Source organism: Campylobacter concisus (assembly GCF_002913945.1).
GTDB lineage: Bacteria > Campylobacterota > Campylobacteria > Campylobacterales > Campylobacteraceae > Campylobacter_A > Campylobacter_A concisus_P.
Genome location: NZ_POZK01000001.1, coordinates 26,333 through 44,539, shown reverse-complemented (window position 1 = coordinate 44,539; position 18,207 = coordinate 26,333). Strand labels below are relative to the sequence as shown.

General features: G+C 39.8%; 22 protein-coding genes. 12 read left to right on the top strand and 10 right to left on the bottom strand.

What is annotated here, in order from left to right:
* A complete protein-coding gene (locus tag CYP64_RS00235) occupies positions 1 to 960 on the bottom strand; it encodes an SLAC1 anion channel family protein (protein WP_103648238.1) in 960 nt (319 codons plus the stop codon).
* 83 nt (positions 961 to 1,043) lie between these two features.
* Between CYP64_RS00235 and CYP64_RS00230 the strand changes: the two genes are divergently transcribed.
* The 12 genes from CYP64_RS00230 to glyS all read left to right on the top strand — a co-directional run bounded on the left by CYP64_RS00230 (position 1,044) and on the right by glyS (position 11,080).
* Positions 1,044 to 1,688: a Crp/Fnr family transcriptional regulator gene (locus tag CYP64_RS00230; RefSeq protein WP_103560655.1), complete on the top strand. Its 645-nt coding sequence runs from the start codon at positions 1,044 to 1,046 to the stop codon at positions 1,686 to 1,688.
* Positions 1,689 to 1,772: 84 nt separating this feature from the next.
* Positions 1,773 to 3,110 carry an NAD(P)/FAD-dependent oxidoreductase gene (locus tag CYP64_RS00225; protein ID WP_103648237.1) on the top strand — a complete coding sequence of 446 codons (1,338 nt, stop codon included), beginning with the start codon at positions 1,773 to 1,775 and terminating at the stop codon, positions 3,108 to 3,110.
* A 10-nt stretch (positions 3,111 to 3,120) separates the two neighbouring features.
* The gene (locus CYP64_RS00220) at positions 3,121 to 3,282 is read left to right on the top strand and encodes a YgaP family membrane protein (RefSeq protein WP_103648236.1); all 162 of its coding nucleotides are present in this window, start codon (positions 3,121 to 3,123) and stop codon (positions 3,280 to 3,282) included.
* Positions 3,283 to 3,286: 4 nt separating this feature from the next.
* Positions 3,287 to 3,469: a YgaP family membrane protein gene (locus CYP64_RS00215; RefSeq protein WP_103648235.1), complete on the top strand. Its 183-nt coding sequence runs from the start codon at positions 3,287 to 3,289 to the stop codon at positions 3,467 to 3,469.
* A 124-nt stretch (positions 3,470 to 3,593) separates the two neighbouring features.
* A complete protein-coding gene (locus tag CYP64_RS00210) occupies positions 3,594 to 4,073 on the top strand; it encodes a 3-isopropylmalate dehydratase small subunit (RefSeq protein WP_103648307.1) in 480 nt (159 codons plus the stop codon).
* 9 nt (positions 4,074 to 4,082) lie between these two features.
* Complete coding sequence (leuB, locus tag CYP64_RS00205; protein ID WP_103648234.1) at positions 4,083 to 5,150, top strand: 3-isopropylmalate dehydrogenase; 1,068 nt, start codon at positions 4,083 to 4,085, stop codon at positions 5,148 to 5,150.
* Positions 5,147 to 5,392 (top strand): hypothetical protein, encoded by a 246-nt coding sequence (locus CYP64_RS00200; RefSeq protein WP_021089560.1) that lies wholly within the window; start codon positions 5,147 to 5,149, stop codon positions 5,390 to 5,392. Before leuB ends, CYP64_RS00200 begins: the two co-directional genes overlap by 4 nt.
* Positions 5,389 to 5,805 (top strand): CiaD-like domain-containing protein, encoded by a 417-nt coding sequence (locus CYP64_RS00195; protein ID WP_103648233.1) that lies wholly within the window; start codon positions 5,389 to 5,391, stop codon positions 5,803 to 5,805. Before CYP64_RS00200 ends, CYP64_RS00195 begins: the two co-directional genes overlap by 4 nt.
* The gene (locus CYP64_RS00190; RefSeq protein WP_103648232.1) at positions 5,765 to 6,952 is read left to right on the top strand and encodes a CCA tRNA nucleotidyltransferase; all 1,188 of its coding nucleotides are present in this window, start codon (positions 5,765 to 5,767) and stop codon (positions 6,950 to 6,952) included. Before CYP64_RS00195 ends, CYP64_RS00190 begins: the two co-directional genes overlap by 41 nt.
* A 74-nt stretch (positions 6,953 to 7,026) precedes the next feature.
* On the top strand, positions 7,027 to 7,506 hold the full coding sequence (locus CYP64_RS00185) for a tRNA (cytidine(34)-2'-O)-methyltransferase (protein ID WP_084042057.1): 480 nt from the start codon (positions 7,027 to 7,029) through the stop codon (positions 7,504 to 7,506).
* A complete protein-coding gene (locus CYP64_RS00180; protein WP_103648231.1) occupies positions 7,503 to 8,909 on the top strand; it encodes an endonuclease/exonuclease/phosphatase family protein in 1,407 nt (468 codons plus the stop codon). Before CYP64_RS00185 ends, CYP64_RS00180 begins: the two co-directional genes overlap by 4 nt.
* A gap of 152 nt (positions 8,910 to 9,061) precedes the next feature.
* Positions 9,062 to 11,080, top strand: a complete 2,019-nt coding sequence (glyS, locus tag CYP64_RS00175; protein WP_103648230.1) for a glycine--tRNA ligase subunit beta — start codon at positions 9,062 to 9,064, stop codon at positions 11,078 to 11,080.
* Between the two features lie 42 nt (positions 11,081 to 11,122).
* On the opposite strand, the gene CYP64_RS10155 is transcribed toward glyS, so the two are convergent.
* From CYP64_RS10155 to alaS, 9 genes are all read right to left on the bottom strand, one after another.
* Positions 11,123 to 11,422 carry a sulfatase-like hydrolase/transferase gene (locus CYP64_RS10155; protein WP_440130140.1) on the bottom strand — a complete coding sequence of 100 codons (300 nt, stop codon included), beginning with the start codon at positions 11,420 to 11,422 and terminating at the stop codon, positions 11,123 to 11,125.
* 22 nt (positions 11,423 to 11,444) lie between these two features.
* Complete coding sequence (locus tag CYP64_RS10410; RefSeq protein WP_345968927.1) at positions 11,445 to 11,594, bottom strand: sulfatase-like hydrolase/transferase; 150 nt, start codon at positions 11,592 to 11,594, stop codon at positions 11,445 to 11,447.
* Positions 11,533 to 11,994 carry a sulfatase-like hydrolase/transferase gene (locus CYP64_RS10150; RefSeq protein WP_258032874.1) on the bottom strand — a complete coding sequence of 154 codons (462 nt, stop codon included), beginning with the start codon at positions 11,992 to 11,994 and terminating at the stop codon, positions 11,533 to 11,535. Before CYP64_RS10150 ends, CYP64_RS10410 begins: the two co-directional genes overlap by 62 nt.
* A gap of 37 nt (positions 11,995 to 12,031) precedes the next feature.
* Entirely contained in the window at positions 12,032 to 12,256 is a 225-nt protein-coding gene (locus tag CYP64_RS10145) for a DUF1705 domain-containing protein (protein WP_258032873.1), read from the bottom strand.
* A 113-nt stretch (positions 12,257 to 12,369) separates the two neighbouring features.
* The gene (locus CYP64_RS00165) at positions 12,370 to 12,657 is read right to left on the bottom strand and encodes a ComEA family DNA-binding protein (protein WP_103648229.1); all 288 of its coding nucleotides are present in this window, start codon (positions 12,655 to 12,657) and stop codon (positions 12,370 to 12,372) included.
* Between the two features lie 9 nt (positions 12,658 to 12,666).
* Positions 12,667 to 14,595, bottom strand: a complete 1,929-nt coding sequence (locus CYP64_RS00160; protein WP_087578947.1) for a transglycosylase domain-containing protein — start codon at positions 14,593 to 14,595, stop codon at positions 12,667 to 12,669.
* On the bottom strand, positions 14,592 to 15,134 hold the full coding sequence (gene maf / locus CYP64_RS00155; RefSeq protein ID WP_087578946.1) for a septum formation inhibitor Maf: 543 nt from the start codon (positions 15,132 to 15,134) through the stop codon (positions 14,592 to 14,594). Before maf ends, CYP64_RS00160 begins: the two co-directional genes overlap by 4 nt.
* Positions 15,131 to 15,631, bottom strand: a complete 501-nt coding sequence (locus CYP64_RS00150) for a 3-isopropylmalate dehydratase (protein WP_103648228.1) — start codon at positions 15,629 to 15,631, stop codon at positions 15,131 to 15,133. The genes maf and CYP64_RS00150 overlap by 4 nt, the downstream gene beginning before the upstream one ends.
* Positions 15,628 to 18,186, bottom strand: coding sequence for an alanine--tRNA ligase (alaS, locus tag CYP64_RS00145; RefSeq protein WP_103648227.1), 2,559 nt, complete (start codon positions 18,184 to 18,186; stop codon positions 15,628 to 15,630). Before alaS ends, CYP64_RS00150 begins: the two co-directional genes overlap by 4 nt.
* Positions 18,187 to 18,207: the final 21 nt, after the last annotated feature.

The following is an 18,207-nucleotide window of genomic DNA, read 5'->3' as shown; positions in this document are numbered from 1 at the left end:
CTATTTTTCCGAAAAAATTTCGCCGTTTATTATAGATTTAACCGTTAAAAACCCGACTATCAAAATCGAAGCGACTAGAGCCGTAAAAGCGCCGGCGCCTAAAACTAAATAAAAATCGCTTTGCGTAATTTCGTAAGCTTTTAAAAACGCTATAGAGCTAGCGGCCGTCGGGAAGGTAAAAGCCCACCACGATAGGGCGAATTTGAGTTTAATAAATCTTTTATACGAAAAAAGTATAAGCGCGGCAAAAAATACGTTTATATTAAGCAGTATCGCCGCAAAAGCGTCGAATCGCTCGGTTAATTTTACGTATCCCAAAAACGCCATAGCCGGCGGCGCTAGCGTAATGACTAGCGTCGGGACGAATTTGTCGGCTAACTTATCGCAAAAGACTAATCTGTAAAATATAACGGCGAATAAAATAATCCAGAAAAATAGCCCCAAACTAAAATAATACCAGATCGCTTGAGATTTTTCGGCTATGATCGGGATTAGCAAGTTGCCCACTACGGGGATAAACCATGCCGGATTTAGCGTCGCAATATCGAATTTTTCGTCGATCCAAAAAGAAATTACGTAAAGCGTAAAAATCGTTTGCAAGCCTAAAGCCGCGTAAAAAAGCGAGTAGTATAGTCGCGGCGCGTCTTTGTAGGCCAGAGCTAAAAGAAAAAGCGAGATGATAAATCCGCCGAAAAAATTTATCTTTATAGGGTGCGAAAATTCGGCCTTTACTTCTTCTTTAAATTTTAAAAACTTAAAGAGGTAAAACGCCGAAAGTAGGCAAAATACCGTGCAGTCTAGCGCTCTAAGCGCCGAGAATATCTCGCTCGGTAAATCAAATATCTCGCTTAATTTCTTATAAGCCGCGCAAAGTCCTCCAAGCCCCATAGTACCGGCAAAAAGCATAATCGGCAACGATTTTATTTTGCTTTGCGAGTCGTTTTTCTTAACGTCGTGCATTGTTTTTCTTTTCGTATTAAATTTTTATGCAATATTACCTATAATAAGGTTAAATTTTTGTAACGAAGTCACGAAAGGGCAAAATGTTAAGCGAAGAGTTAAAAGAAATTTTGCGCGAGAGATTTACGAATAATTTCGATCTAGCAAGCGAGGATCTAAATGCGATCTTTGCTAACGCGTATCTAAAAACCGTAAAAAAGGGCGATATATTTTACTCCGGAAACGATTGCTTCGGATTTATCCTTATACTAAAAGGCGTTTTAAGGGCGTTCGTGTCGTCTAGCGCAAAGGAAATAACGATATTTAGGCTAACTAAAGACGAGAGTTGCGTACTGTGCGATACGTGTTCTATAAATTCGCTAGAAAATAAAGTAAGCGTCGAAATCGAGCAAGATAGCGAGATTATCGTTATTCCGGCGCGAATTTACAAGCCTCTTAAAGAAAAATATCCGAGCATTTTAAATTTTACTCTAAAAATCGTAGCCGATCGGTTTGCCAGAACGATAAACGTTATGGAACAGGCTTTGTTTTCGCCGCTTTCGGCGCGGATTATGAATTTTTTATCCCAAAGCATCGAAAATCTAAACGAAAATTTTATAAAAATAACGCACGAAGAGCTGGCGAATCATCTAGGAAGCGCTAGAGAGGCGGTATCTAGGGTGCTAAAAGAGCTTGAGAGAAGCGGGCAAATAACGCAAAGCCGCGGCGAAATAAGGCTTGTTTCTTAAAATTCTCGTTTTAAGGTAACTTTGTTACGGAGAGAGCGGCCTTTTTTAGGTAGCATTTCATAAACTCGTTTAAAAGGAGAATTTATGAAAGGCCTGCAAAGAAGAGACGCTTTAAAGCTAATGGGGGCCGCGGGACTAGCCGCGAGTATGAGCGGTTGCTCGGCAACGGGCGGCGAGAACGACGATATAAATTCTAAAATCGTCATAATGGGCGCGGGACTTAGCGGTATCGCGTTGGCGGCTAAACTTAGAAGAGATATGCCTAACGCCAAGGTAATTCTCGTGGATAAAGACGAGAAATTTTACTATCAGCCGGGCTTTACGCTAATCGCCGTCGGAATTTACGAAGCTAGCGACGTCGTTTACGAAAAAGCGGATTATATCCCGCAAGGAACCGAGTGGATACGCAAAAACGTATCGGAGATAAAGCCCGAAGCCAATCTGCTCGTTTTAGACGACGGGAGCGAGCTAGGGTATGATTATCTAATCGTAGCAAGCGGCGTGGAATACGATTTTGAAGCCGTTAAGGGGCTGAGCTTAGAGGATATTAACGATACGAGCGGCAACATATCCTCGGTCTACACTCTACAAGGCGCCGTAAAGAGCAACGAGTTGATGAAAAAATTCTCTCAAAACGGCGGCGCGGCTGTATTTTGCGATCAAAAAACCCCGATGAAATGCAGCGGCGCTAATAAAAAAGTAACATGCATGAGCGAAGATAGGCTGAGGTTGGCCGGCAACCGCGATAAAGGCAGCGTTAATCTTTACGTCGGCGGCGGCAAGCTTTTCGGCGATCCGACTTATGCCGCGGCTATGACTCAAATAATGATAAAAAGAAAGATAAAATTTAATCTTCGCCACCAAATCGTAGCCGTCGATAAAAGCTCAAATACCGCTACTTTCGAGTTTTGGACGGCGTATAGGCAAAACGGCGAAGATAAAATCGCGTCCGAGCTAATCGACGTAAAATACGACTGGCTTCACTTGCCGCCTAAGCAAAAAGGAAGCGAAATTTTAGCTCGCGCCGGCCTAACCAAAGAGGGCGACAAGCTAAATTTTTTAGCCGTCGATAAATACAGCCTGCAAAGTACAAAATTTAAAAATATATTCGGTATCGGCGATATTTGCGGATTTGCGTCCGGCAAAACGGGGGCTAGCGTTAGGAAAATGTATCCGATCTTGGCTAAAAATTTAGCCGATACGATAAAAGGACGAGAACTTAGCGAGAAATTTACCGGATATACGGCTTGCCCTTTTATCACCAAATACGGCAAGGCTATAATGGTAGAGTTCGACTGGGAGGGAACGGCTCCGACGCTAGAGTGCTTCGGCGCTACTAGAGAGAGCTACATGAGTTGGCTGGTTAAAATTTACGGATTTAAACCTATGGTTATGAACGGAATGCTAAAAGCTTTGGCTTAAAGGAGATAAAATGAGCGTTTTAGATAAAACTATACGTTTGATTATAGCGGCGATTTGGTTTTTTATTTTCGGATTTATTTGCGACTGCTGGTTGTGGATGGTCGGGCTAATTCCGCTTTTAACGGGATATTACGGCTACTGCCCGCTTTATAAAATTTTTAAGAAAAGGTAAAAATATGGTAAGCGCGAAAAGTAGAATTATTAGGGTCGTACTAGGGCTAGTTTTTATGGCGGCAGTTTGGTATTTTTACGAGAGCTACTGGGCGTTAATCGGGTTAATCCCGATTATCGTCGGCGTTACGGGTTTTTGCCCGGCGTGTAAATTCCTAGGCAGGTGTTCTTTAAATTTAAAAAAATAAAAGGGGGCGTTAAACGCCCTTTGCCTTGCCCTTTAGCCGTTTGGGCCGCAAATTTTATTCGCCGTTTGATGAATTATTTAGCTACTTTTGGCTAAAATCTCGAAAATTTAAAAAAGGCGAAACGATGAATAAAGTTTGGAAATTCGGCGACAATATCGATACCGATATAATTATCGCCGCCAGATACTTAAATACTTCCGACGAAAATATCTTAGCAAAACATATAATGGAGGACGCCGATCCTAATTTTAGCTCCAAGATAGACAAGGGCGACATTATCGTAGCTGGCGAAAATTTCGGCTGCGGCAGCTCTCGCGAGCACGCTCCTATCGCGCTTAAAGCCGCCGGTATAGGCGCGGTGATAGCTAAAAGCTATGCGAGAATTTTTTATAGAAATAGCTTTAATACGGGGCTTTTAATACTCGAGATCAAAGAAACGGACGAGATAAACGAGGGCGACGAACTAAAAATAGACGTAGATAACGGCGCGATCGTAAATTTAACCAGCGGCAAAGAGTATAAATTTAGCCCTATACCGCCGTTTATGCAAGAGCTTTTAAACGCTGGCGGCCTTATCGAGTACGCAAAAGCGAAGATAAACTAAGGAGCGGCGATGAAAAACTACAAAATTTGCGTTATAAAAGGCGATGGCATCGGCCCTGAGATCATCGACGAAGCGATAAAAATTCTAGACGTCGTAAGTGCTGAGTTTGGTATGAAATTTGAGTACGACTACAAGCTTATGGGCGGCGCAGCCTACGACGTTTTTGGTGAGCCATTACCAGATGAGACGCTAAAATCTGCGCTTAGTAGCGACGCTGTGCTTTTTGGAGCGATCGGCGGTGAGAAGTGGGATAACTTGCCAAGACATCTAAGGCCAGAGAGCGGACTTTTAAAGATTAGAAAAGAGCTTGAAGCTTATGCAAATTTACGTCCAGCCATTGTTTTTGATGAGCTAGTGGATGCTAGCACGCTAAAGCCGTCCGTCCTTCAGGGCGTCGACTTTATCGTGGTTCGTGAGCTAACGGGCGGGCTTTATTTTGGACAGCCACGTGAAAAAGGCGAAGATAGAGCGTTTAATACGATGGTTTATACTAAATTTGAGATTGAGCGCATCGCAAAGATCGCCTTTGAAACAGCAATGCTTCGCAAGAAAAAGGTCTGCATGGTCGATAAGGCAAATGTGCTTGAGACAAGTCAGCTTTGGCGTGAGGTGACTAGCGAAGTGGCTAAAAATTACCCTGAAGTAGAGCTTAGCTTTATGTATGTCGATAACGCATCGATGCAGCTAGTAAGAGCTCCAGCAAATTTTGACGTCATACTTACTGAAAATTTATTCGGTGACATTTTAAGTGATGAGGCTAGCATGGTTTGTGGTTCGATAGGACTTTTGCCAAGCGCTAGCATGGGCGGCAAAGTGGGAATTTATGAGCCAATTCACGGCTCAGCTCCAGACATCGCAGGGCAGGGCATAGCAAACCCAATCGCAACAATTTTAAGTGCAGCGATGATGCTAAGATACGCATTTAGTGAAAATGAAGCCGCAGATGCGATAGAAAATGCTGTGAAAGAGGCACTTGCAAAAGGTTATAGAACAAAAGATATCGCTGCTTTTAATGCGGTTGAAATTTGCTCAACTAGCGAGATAGGCGACGTTATAGCAGGATTTATCAAAAAATGAAAAACACAATCACTGAAGCACTGATCTACGAAGCTCAGGGGCTAAAAGATGACGCGCTTGAAATTTATAAAAATATCTTAAAGCAAGATCCGTCAAACAAAGATGCCCTTAGCGCGATAAACCGCCTGAGCGGACTTCGCAAAGAGCGAGCGATAAAAAACGAGCAGATGAAAGAGTTTTTTATCAGGATGAAAAGTGACGAAGAGATAAATGAATTTAAAAGGTGGTTGATAAGATTATGAAGCTTGATGATATCGCTAGAATGGCAATCAGCGAGGTTAGCGCTGAGCTTGAAAAAATAGAAGCATTGCAAAGTAAAAAGCAAGAAGAGCTTGAGCGAGAGAATTTAAAAAAAGAGCTTTTGGCTATAGAGAATAATGAAAATGCACTAAATAACGAGCTAAAAGTTGAGGCAAATTTACAAAATGAGCAAGCGTTTGAGGTAAAAGAGGAACCAGTAAGTCCAATAAAAAGTAGAGAGGTGAGCGAAGAGAAAATTTTCTTAGCAAACCTTGCTGAACGCATAGAAGTGCTTTTTGAAGGGCTTAAACAAACTGGTGAGCAAGATCTCGCTTCAAGGCTTGAGCTAACGACAAAATTTTTAGAATTTACCCTTGCAAATATCGAAAATAGACTCCAAAATCTCTCAAAATAAGCCATTAGACGGCTCAAAAAATGAGATAAAAATCAAAAATGAAATTTATAAAAATAGCGAGCTAGACTTTTTTAGGTCGCTATTTGCTCCATTTACTTCACGTGTCTATCTAGTTGGTGGCTGCGTGAGAGATGCGTTCTTGGGACGAGAAATTTATGATTATGACATCGAAGTTTATGACATAAAGCCCGCTAAATTTAATGAGCTAATGGCTAGCATAGGCGCTAGCGGTGTTGGTAAAAGCTACTTCATTTATAAATACAAAAACTACGATATTGGGCTTCCAAGAAGCGAGAGCAAAACTGGAAATTCGCACAAAGACTTTGCGGTAAGCTATATTAATGATCCCAAAATGGCGAGCCTTAGGCGAGATTTTGCGATAAATGCCATGATGATGAATATCTTTAATGGAGAAATTTTAGACTTTTACGGCGGTAAGCAAGATCTAGCAAACAAGACATTAAGGCACATTGATAGTGAAAAATTTAAAGAAGATCCACTAAGGGTGCTTAGAGGAGTGCAGTTTGGCTCTAGACTTGATTTTAGCATAGCTGACGAGACGATAGCTCTTATGAAAAGCCTTAGTTTAGAGTTTTTAAGCAAAGATAGGATAAATACTGAGCTCATTAAATTTTTTCGCGCAAAGTATCTAGAAAAAGGAGCTTACTATCTTTTTGAGCTTGGACTTTTTAAAGAAATTTTTAGTATGCAAATTTATAAAGATGATGGGTTTTTAAGCGATCTTAAGAGTGCTAGAGAATTTGTGGATGATGAGAGATTATTTTTGTATCTTTTGTTTGGCAAATTTGAGCTTGACGCAAAAGAAATTTTAGAGAAAATGCGTCTGCCAAAAAGCTACTTTTCTATCTTAAAGCAGCCTTATTTTAAGGACATGCCAAGCGATAAAGAGCTAATGCAAATTGCCCTAAATATGCCTATAAAATCATGGCTTGGAGCTTATAATAAAGAGCGGATAGAGCGTGCTGTGAAGCTTGGAATTTATGAGGCAAAATTTGATGCGAAAGTTGATGTGGCAGAAATTTTATCAGCTGGTTTTAAAAACGAAGAAATTGCAAAAGAGATAAAACGTAGGCAAGAGCTTGAAATTTCAAAATATCTAAGCGAGCGTAAGCCTAGAAAAGATTAGTCTTTAAAACTCTTAAAAGCCCATTTTGGCTAAAATAGGCTAGTTTATAACACTTTTTAAGGCAAAGAAAGCTTATGTTTAACATAGTCCTAGTCCATCCTCAGATACCGCAAAATACTGGAGCTATCGGTAGAATGTGTGTTAATGCAAATTTAAAGCTGCATATCGTTAAGCCTACCGTATTTGATCTGAGTGAAAAGGCTGTTAGACGAGCAGGGCTTGACTACTGGAAAATTTTAAATCCAAAAATTTGGGATAGTTTGGAAGAATTTTTAGAAGCAAACTTAAACCACAAGGATAGATTTTTCTTCGCTACTACAAAGACAAATAGGCTTTACTACGAGGCTAGGTTTAAGCCAGGAGATTTTATATTTTTTGGTGGAGAGAGTACCGGGCTGCCAAGAGAATTTATGGATATAAACTTTAAAAACGCCATAACCATACCTATGGGAAAAGAGGGCAGAAGTCTAAATCTAGCTATGAGTGCTGGTATCATCGCGTATGAGGCGATCAGACAAAATATCACTGAATTTGACTTTAGGAGTGAGATTTGAGAGTAGTTTTTGCTTTGTTTTTTACCATTTTGGTGGCATTTGCGAGTGAAATTAGCATCGCAACTTATAATGTGCAAAATTTATTTGATTGCAAAGATGATGGTAGCGAGTATCTTGATTTTAAAGTAGGCGTATCAAAGTGGGACTGCGAGGCGGCTGATTCAAAACTACAAAGGACAAGACAAGTCATAAATGCACTAAATACTGACATTATCGCACTTCAAGAGATCGAAAATGAGCAAGTTTTAAAAGCTCTAGTAAGTGATAGCGAGTATAAATTTATAAGCTTTACAAAGGAGAAAAACTCTCCTGTTGGGCTTGGGCTTATTTCAAAGTTGCAGCCAAGTGGCAGTGAAATTTTTAAAGTTCCAAATGTAAAGACGAGAAATATTTTAAAGGTTATTTTTGAGACGGAAGGCAAGAAATTTAGCATATTTGTAAACCACTTTCCAACTTATAAAAATGGCATAAATATGCAAAAAAAGGCCGAAAAAACGTTAAGAACGGCTCTAGGCAAAGAGAAAAATGCGATTATTTTGGGTGATTTTAACTCGCCCTTTGGACAAAAATCCATCCTAAATGACATCATTGCAACGAGAAATTTTTATGATCTTTATAAAGAGCTTGAGCCAAAAGATAGATATTCTCACGCAGTACATGGCAAAAAAAGAGCGATCGATCATGTTTTACTTTCGCCTAGTTTTATGGAAAATGGCGATCTAAGCTATGTTGGTGGTAGTTTTGAAGTCTTTAAACCAAGCTTTGCGGTCGATGAAAAAGGCTTTGCAAAGAGTGACCTTTACTCAGATCACTTTGCATTAAAGTTTAAAATTTCAACTGATCCAAGCCCAGTAAAAAAAGGCTTTGTAAGTAAAATTTTTAAAAAAGATGAAAAAAGCAAAGCCAATAAAAAAACAAGCGAACAAAGCTATAAGACAGCCGATGTAGATACGCTTTTTGATCATCCAGAGGCAGTGCCAGTCGTGATTGAAAAAGCGGTTGTTGTCTTAAAAGATAAGTATGGCTTTATTATCTCGAAAAATCACCGTGGAATTTATGTTTATGATCCTAAAAATAGCGTTATTGTAGGCGAAGAGCTAGATGTTTTAGTAAGACGAATGAAAATTTATAAAGATGCGCTTGAAGTTAGCTCTTATGAGATCATAAATGAGCATGGCACGAAAGATATTAGCGAAAATTTACTAGATGCATCGCAATTAAGCGAAGTTAGAAGTGGCGATGTATTTGCTAAAATTTCAGGCAGGCTAGAGAGAGGCTACCTGCATACACCATACGGTAAGATCAGGGTTTATAGTAAGAAAAAGCTAAAAGATGGCGAGTATAGTTTTGAAAGCGCGAGAGTTAAAATTTACAAGAGAGAAAACCAAATCGTTGTGGAGTAGAGAGTGCAAATTTTAGATATTTTTATGATTACGGCGTTTGTTTTATTTCTTATTTTTATGATAAGAGGCGTTATTTTACAGTCGCAGGAGAAGGAGAGAGTAAGAAAAATGGTAAGAGAAAAAAGAGAAAATTTTAATAAAAAGAGTGAAATATGAAAGAGTTATTGTTAGAAATTGGAGTTGAGGAGCTTCCAGCGATACCCTTTTTAAGGGAGCTACCAAATATCAATGCTAAATGGCAGGCTGTACTTGAAAAATATAATCTTGTAAGCCCTTTTAAATTTTATTATACGCCGCGTCGTTTGGTCTTTTTCCATGAGAAATTTCCACAATCTCAGCCTGATAGCGTGGCTAGCTTTATCGGTGCGCCAAAGCAAGTGGCACTAAAAGACGGAGCTTTCACAAAGGCTGCGCTTAGCTTTGCAAACAAATGCGGCATAAGCGAGAGCGAGCTTAAATTTAAAGAGATAGACGGCAAAGAGGTACTTTACTACGAAAAAGAGGTAAAAGGCGAGCCGGTTGCCAAGATAATGGGCGACATGGTTGAGGAGTTTTTAAAGAGTCTTAACTTTGGCAAGTCTATGCGCTGGGGCAACGGAGAGTTCGAGTTTATCCGCCCGATAAGATCGTTTTTGTGTTTGCTTGGCGATGAGGCCATAAAATTTAATAAATTTGGCGTTGAGAGCGGTGATTCAACCTATCCACACAGAAGTATCAGCTATGACAAGATAAAAATTTTAAACATAAAAGAGTATTTTGAAGGCTCAAAGAGCCGTGGTGTCGTGCTTGAGGCGGATGAGAGAGAAAAAATAATCCTTGATGAGTTTGAAAAGATCAGCCAAAAAAGTGGGTTAAAGATCGAGATCGATAAAGACTTGTTGGCTGAAGTCGTGGCGATCACCGAGTATCCGACAGCACTTCTTGGCTCGTTTGAAGAGGAGTTTTTGGAGGTGCCAAGCGAGGTCATCATCACTTCTATGAAAGAAAATCAGCGCTACTTTCCAGTCTTTAAAGATAATAAGCTCGCAAATGGCTTTGTAGTCGTTAGTAACGCCATAACGCAGGACTATTCGCTTATCATCAAGGGCAACGAAAAGGTGCTAAGAGCAAGGCTAAGTGACGCGATGTTCTTTTGGCAAAGCGACCTATCGCACGAATTTAGCCCAGAAAAACTAAAAAATATAACTTATCTAAAAGAGCTTGGAAGCATCTACGAAAAAGAGCTTAGAGAGCTACAAGTGGCTAAAAAGCTTGCTAGCAACTATGACGAGCTACTTAAAAAAGAGGTTGGCGAGTACGCGGCTAAGCTGGAGCGAGCTGTGATGCTAAGCAAGGCCGATCTTACAACTCAGATGGTTTATGAGTTTACCGAGCTTCAAGGCATCATGGGCGCTTACTACGCAAAGGCAAAAAACGAGGATGAAAACGTCGTTCTAGCCATAAAAGAGCAGTATTTGCCAGATGGCGAGGAGGCGGATTGCCCAAGCAAGGTATTTAGCTCGGTTGTGGCGCTTTCAAATAAGCTTGATACGTTAATGGGGCTCTTTAGTATCGGTAAAATCCCAAGCGGGACCAAAGACCCATACGCTCTAAGACGTGCGGCTAATGGCGTGATAAAGATCGTTTTGGCACATAATTTGAAATTTAATGTAAAAGAAATTTTAGAAGATATCGCAAAAGATTATAAGAAATTTGACGTTGAAGTGCTTATAAACTTCATCCTTGATAGGCTCTATACCTTCTTTGACGCAAACGCTTCTATCGTAAAAGCATGCATAAAAAGCGGCGAAAAGGATATCTTGGAGCTAACAAAGATGATAGAGGCACTTGCTAAAATTTCTAGCGAGCCAAATTTTAGAGAGAATTTCTCAACATTTAAGCGCCTTGCAAACATCATAAAAGATGATAAATTTAGCAAGGTCGATGAAAGCCTCTTTGAGATAGATGCTGAAAAGGCTTTAAATGATGCGTTTAAGGCGGTTGATAAGAGCCTAGCATACGAGCCAAGGCTAAAAGCACTATTTGCACTAAAACCGCAGATAGATGAGTTTTTTGACAAAGTTATGATAAACGTTGAAAACGAGAAGGTGCGAAACAACCGCGTCGCGATCATCGGTCAAATTTATAGCGAGATACTAAAAGTAGCTGATATAAAAGAGATTAGCTTTTAAATTTGCGCCAGCTTCGGGCTTTGCCTAGGCTGGCTTTTAAATTTACTCCCTAAAAATATCAAATTCTGGCTCATAAGCCTTAGTTTTTACCCCAAAATATCCAAGAACTGAGCTAAAGATAAAATCATGCGAAAGAGTTTCGTTTTTTCTAGCTTTTAGCCTTTTTAAAAGCTCGCTATCGCTTGAAAGGACGATGGCTGGGATGTGTTTTTGTTCATCTGGAGCGATAGAGTAAGGTAGACCATGCAAATATATACCGTTTTCGCCTAGGCTCTCTCCGTGATCTGAGAAAAAGAACATGGTGACTTCAAATTCATCTTTTCTTGCTTCAAGGGCGTTTATTAGCTCGCTTTGTAGATAGTCCTCATGAAATGGTGTTGTCGTAGGTGTTTGCTATCTCTTCTGGTGTACATTTGTTTAGCTCGGCAGTATCGCACGTTGGGGCAAATTCTTTAAATTTGCTTGGGTAGTCTTTGTAGTAGATAGGGCCGTGTGAGCCTTGCAGGTGTAGCACGATAAGGGTAGTGGAATTTGCATCTTCGATGACCTTTTTTTGCTTCATTAAATATCACTTCGTCAAAGCCTTCTGCTCGATGATCTGAAGTATGGTTTTGATCAAGATTATCACAAACGCCCTTGCAACCGCCGCTATTGTTGCCAAAAAAGTATGTTTTTATGCCAAGTTTATTGATAATATCAACTAAATTTTCACGAGCCTTAGCCTCGCGGTTGCTAAAATTTTCTCGCTTTAAGTCTGAAAATAGACAAGGCACACTAGTCTCTGTCGCAGTCCCGCATGAGTAGAAATTTGTAAAACTTACCACATCTTTTTGCTTGGTGAATTTGTTTGTATCGTTTTTAGCGTAGCAATTTAGTGAGTAGTTTTTACTTCTTTGCGTCTCGCCAACTATCAAAACTAAAATTTTCTTTTTGTCATCAGCTAGCGCCGCATCATCTGCTACATAGGTAAAAGGTAGTGGTTTTTTGTATGAGCGATTTTACTAGCTTTATAGCTGAGTAGATAGGATAGTATGGGAGCAATGCGGTCCTTAAATTCGAATGCTCTCTAAAAAATGGTATAAAAATTTTAGATGTTAATAAAAATATGGTAGCTATCGCAACTATAGAAAATGAGATAATTTTTGCTCTTAATTTAAGCTCATTAAATGCTAGCAAAAACTAAGATAAAGACGATGGCAAATATAAGAAAAAGAGTGGATTATTTTATAAAAAGCCATAATAATATGACTCAAATGTAAATGGCTAGAAAATTTAAATAAAAAATAAGATTATTTTTTCTTGCCTTTGGAGTTTTTTGCTTCAGTTTTTTTGGCTTTTGCATTCTCTTTTATGCTAAGTTTTTCTTTAACTTTTTGCATATCATTAAAGCCAATACCTTGGACTCTTTCAAGCTCATCGATGCTTTTAAATTTATGGGCTTTTCTATATTTTATAATGTTTAACGCCTGGCCTTTACTTAGCCCAAGCCCCATTAACTCGTTTTTGCTGGCCGTATTTAGATTAGCGCCATATGCAATGCTTGCGACTACTAAACAAAGTAAAATTTTAATCCTCATCTTATCTTCCTAAAATAATAATCCATCGTTTTCTTGATCTTGTATGATGTCATTTGCTGGTATATTTTGAGGTAGTGGTGAATCGTTTGTGTAGTATTCGTCACTGCCACCATAATAGCCTTTATAAACACCATCTGGCTGCTCAAATGCACGTCTTAAAGTAGGATAAAGCTTAATGTAGCCTTCCATAAATTTCTTAAACACAGGTGCTGCTGTCCTGCCGCCGCCTTCAATCTTTTTCATAGGGCTGTTGTCGTCATTTCCGTACCAGATTATCGCTTCGATATCGGGCGAGTAGCCACAAAACCAAGCATCGATGTTATTATTTGTTGTGCCGGTTTTGCCTGCTATTTGGATACCGTTTATTTTAGCGTTGCGTCCAGTGCCGTTATTTACGACATTTTGAAGAAGTGTCGTCATTAAAAATGCTTGTTCTGGTTTTAGCACTTGCTTTCTTTGTGGCTCATAGTCCATCGACGCACCAAAACTATTTTCTATATGCTTAATAAGTGTCGGCTCAACCATCTCGCCCTCATTTGGGAACATCGAGTAAAATTTTGCGAAATCAAGTGGCGAAATCCCAAAACTTCCAAGTGCGATAGATAAATTTTCTGGGATATCGTTAAAGCCCATATCCGTAAGCTGTTTACGAACCGAGCTAAGGCCAAGATCGTTTAGCAAATTTATGGTTGCGAGGTTACGCGACTGGGTTATGGCTGATTTTATAGTGATATAGCCTTGAAAACCGCCACTATAATTCTTTGGCGTCCACTCTTTGCCATTTCCCATGTCAAATGTCCTGGCGATATCAGCCACTTGAGAGACGACTGAGTAGCCACTATCAAGTGCTATTTGATAGATAAATGGCTTAAAGCTAGATCCTGGCTGGCGCTTGCTTTGAGTGGCACGGTTATAACTGCTTTTTGCGTAGTCAATACCGCCAATTAGTGCCAAAATTTGACCGCTTTGTGGATGAGTAACCACTATAGCTCCATTTAGGATTTCTGCATTTGCTTTTTTATCGCGCTTTAAAATTTCATTGTAGCCATAGACTAGAGCTTCTTGAGCGATCTTTTGAACGTTTAGATCAACTGTGCTTTGTATCTTATAGCCGCCAGTTTTTATATCGTCAAATTTTTTAGAGGCCTCTTTTATTATCTCATCGACTACGTAAGGGGCTTTGTTTCTTGTGAGTGTATCGTCAAAGACCGCTGGCTCTTCAAGCACGCCCTTGCGGTACTCATCCTCATTTATCCAGCCGATACTATACATTCTCTCAAGCACTCTATTTGCACGGCTAAGCGACAAGTCAAGGTGCTTTGTGGGATCATAGGTACTCGGAGCCTTTGGCAAGCCAACTAGCATGGCAACCTCTTTTATGCTTAGCTCATTTAGCTCTTTTCTAAAATATCCTTCAGCTGCTGTTTTTATGCCGTAGTAGCCATGTCCAAAATAGACGTGATTTAGGTATCTTTCGATGATATCTTCTTTGCTAAGCTCGCTTTCAAGCTTCATGGCAAGCACGATTTCTTTTATCTTTCTTGTAAATTTCTTCTCACGGCTTAGAGCCAAATTTTTAATGAGCTGTTGTGTTAGTGTTGAAGCACCCTCAACTAGCTTTCTAGCTTTAATATCTTTTATGGCAGCCCTTGCCATGGCTTCTACGTTTATGCCACCATGCTCAAAGTAGCTCGTATCCTCGATAGCCACGAGTGCTTCGATGACACGTGGTGGGATGTCGTTATATTTTACGTAAATTCTATTTTCTTCAAAGATATTTGCGATGAGTTCGTTATTTCTATCAAAAATTTGCGTTGTAAGCTTTGGTTTATAATCAATAATAGCGTAAGCATCAAATCTAACTTGCGAATAAAAATATAAAAATGCTCCACCAAGCGAAATGGCAACTATAAAGATAAATGCCAAGATATATTTCATAAAAATGCCTTTAATATTTTTAAATTTAGTCCCATGGCTGTGCTGGTTTCGCCGTGTTGGGAGATGATGTATTTTTTATTAAAATTTTCTATCGTCATGGCTCCAGCCTTGCCTTGCCACTCATTATTTTTTATGTATTCATTAAGGTCATGCTCGTCAAATTTTTTAAATTTATACGTAGTCTTACTTACGTTTATAAGCTCAAATTCGCCTAAAAATATCATCGCTGTATAGACGCTGCATTCGTTGCCACTTTGTAAATTTAGCATAGCAAGCGCCTCATTCTCATCCTTTGCTTTACCTAAAATTTTATCTCCACACGCTACACAGCTATCTGCAAAGAGCAAATTTTTAAGACCTATATTTTCTTTTAAAAATTGTTCTTTTTTAGCTTTTACGACGTTTTGGACATAAATTTCAGGCTTTACGTTTTTTTCTATCTTGCTCTCGTCAAACTGGAAAGAAATTTGAGTGAAATTTATGCCAGCATCTTTTAATAAATTTGCCCTTGTTGGCGAGCTTGAAGCGAGTGTTATCATAAAAATACCTTATAGCTTATGCCAAGATAAATAGCTGCTAGGGAAGCTAATAAATTTAGCGGTGTGAAGTAATAAATTATAACGATCAAACTCTCATTTAGCTCGATCATTTCATGCGATCTTAGTGCTTTTAAGGCCTTTTTGTATCTATAAAATATATAACTTAAATTTAATAACAAAAATAGTTCTATTGCACATTTTGTTGCTACCATTGCACTTGCCATAGGATTTGTCAAATTTGCATCATAAAATCCAAAAATTATAACCACACTTGTCGCTATCACGCAAAGGATTAGTATGAAAATCGCAATGCCAAAGCGTCTTATAATGTGAAGTAAGATGTGGTAGCGTTCTTTGTCTTCAAATTTATTTTTTATAAAGTAGCTTCCAACAAGCACAAGACCGGCTTGTAGCCCCACAAAAAGAGCTACAAAGCATACATGCAAAAATAGTACTACTTGGTCAAATTTTATAAAAGCTATATTGTAATGACTCATTTTTCTAAGGCTTGCCTTGCGTACTCAAGTGAGTCTTTTATCGCATCTTCTATCATCGATGCATCTTTGCCACCGGCTGTTGCAAAGTCATCTTTGCCACCGCCATTGCCACCTAGGATTTGCGCTGCAAATTTTACCCAAGCACCAGCTTTTAAAGGAGCATTTTTGACTCCAGCTGCAAGAGAAATTTTACCTTCTTCATTGACTTGCACTAGCAAGATCGCAGCACTGTCGTGCTCGTTTTTAAACTCATCTATCAAAGTTTTTATATCGCCATCATCGATACTAGCTACGCAAAGCTTGGTCTCATTTACGTTTAAAAAGGCTAGGGCGTGAGAATTTTTAGCATTTTTTAGCTTATCTTTTAGCGTTTTTAGCTCGCCTTTTAGCTTTTTAACAGCATTTATTGGCTCGGTGCTCTTTAGCTCATCTTTTAACTCATCAAGCTCAGCTCTAAATGACCTTGCTAAATTTAGCGCAGCCCTTGAGCAAACAGCCTCTATACGCCTAACGCCAGCGCTTACGCCACTCTCTTTTGTGATGAAAAACGATCCGATCTCATCTATATTTTTAACGTGTGTACCGCCACAAAGCTCTTTGCTGACATCGCCAAAGCTAACGACTCTCACATCATCAGCGTATTTTTCATTAAATAGTGCGATAGCTCCACTATTTTTAGCATCTTCAAGTTTCATAAGTTCTGTTTTTGAGTTAGCACCACTTAGTATCCACTCATTTACCAAATTTTCAACCTTTGAAATTTCTTCGATAGTAAGTGCTTTTGGATGAGAGAAGTCAAACCTTAGCCTATCTGCTTCTACACTTGAGCCAGCTTGAGCGATATGCGTGCCAAGCACGTTTCTAAGGGCTGCATGAAGCAAGTGTGTGGCGCTGTGGTGACGCGCGATCTGGGCTCTATCACTACCAACTTCAAGCTCTACTTCATCGCTAACTTTTAGCGCTGCATTAGTTTTTACTAAAGATAAATTTAGTCCATGAAATTTTTGCGTATCAAGCACATCAGCTTTGCCAATTATCTTACCGCTATCGCCGCACTGACCGCCACTTTGAGCGTAAAATGGAGTGACATCAAACATCACCCAACCCTCTTTGCCAGCATCTAAACTATCTACATTTTTAAATTCCTCATCAAGCAGGGCTAAAATTTTACTTTTACTTTTAAGCTCTTCGTAACCTATAAATTTATTCTCGCCAAATTTCTCAAGTAGCTCTTTAAAATCGCCCTTCGCACTCTTATCGCCACTGCCTTTCCAAGCAGCTTTTGCACGTGCTTTTTGCTCGCTCATAAGCTCATCAAACCTAGCTTCATCGACCTTTAGACCCTTTTCTCTAAGCATATCAGCTGTTAGGTCAAGTGGGAAGCCAAATGTGTCATAAAGCTTAAACGCAGCCTCTCCACTAAAAATTTCTTTTGTATTTTTAAGCTCGCTCTCAAATAGCTCCAAGCCACTAGCGATTGTCGCCAAAAATCTCTCTTCTTCAAGCTTGATCTGCTCTTTTACAGCCGCTTTTTTCTCATTTAGATAGGTGTAGTGCTCGCCCATAAGCTCGCAAACTTTATCGACAAGCTTATACATAAATGGCTCTTTTATGCCTAGCAAGTATCCATGACGGATCGCACGGCGTAAGATGCGGCGAAGCACGTAGCCACGGCCTTCTTTATCAAATGTCGTGCCCTGAGCTAGCAAAAACGTAACCGAGCGGATGTGATCGCTTATGACGCGGTAGCTAGCGCCACTTTCATAGACGTATGGCTTGCCACAAAGCTTTGCTACTTCGCTAATTAGTGGCATAAAAAGTGTGCTGTCGTAGTTGCTAAATTTACCTTGTAAGATAGCAGTAACGCGCTCAAGTCCCATGCCTGTATCGATGCTTGGTTTTGGTAGTGGGCTTAGCTTGCCATCGGCGCTTCTTTCATACTGCATGAAAACAAGATTCCAAATCTCTAAAAATCTATCGCCATCGCCGCCCATGTAGTCTTCAGGCGTATTAAAGTGCTCAGCCCCTTGATCGTAAAAAATTTCACTGCAAGGGCCGCATGGTCCAGTATCGCCCATCTGCCAGAAGTTATCGTGGTCGCCAAAGCGATAAATTCTCTCTTTTGCGATGTGAGTGCTCCAAATTTCAAACGCCTCATCGTCGCTTTCATGAACGGTTACATAAAGCTTATCTTTTGGTAGTTTTAGCACCTCTGTGACAAATTCCCAAGCGTAAGCGATCGCCTCTTTTTTGAAGTATTCGCCAAAGCTAAAGTTTCCCAGCATCTCAAAAAATGTGTGGTGGCGCGCTGTATAGCCGACGTTATCAAGATCGTTGTGCTTACCACCAGCTCTTATGCAGGTCTGACAGCTAGTGCGGATAGGTGGTGTTGGGCGTGGCACTTCGCCTGTGAAAATGCTCTTAAACGGCACCATGCCAGCATTTGTGAAAAGTAGTGTTGCATCGTTTGGCACGAGTGGTGCAGAAGCTACTACTTCGTGACCTTTTGATTTAAAAAAATCAAGATATGCCTTTCTTATGTCTAAATTTTGCATTTTTATCCTCGTTAGTTTTAA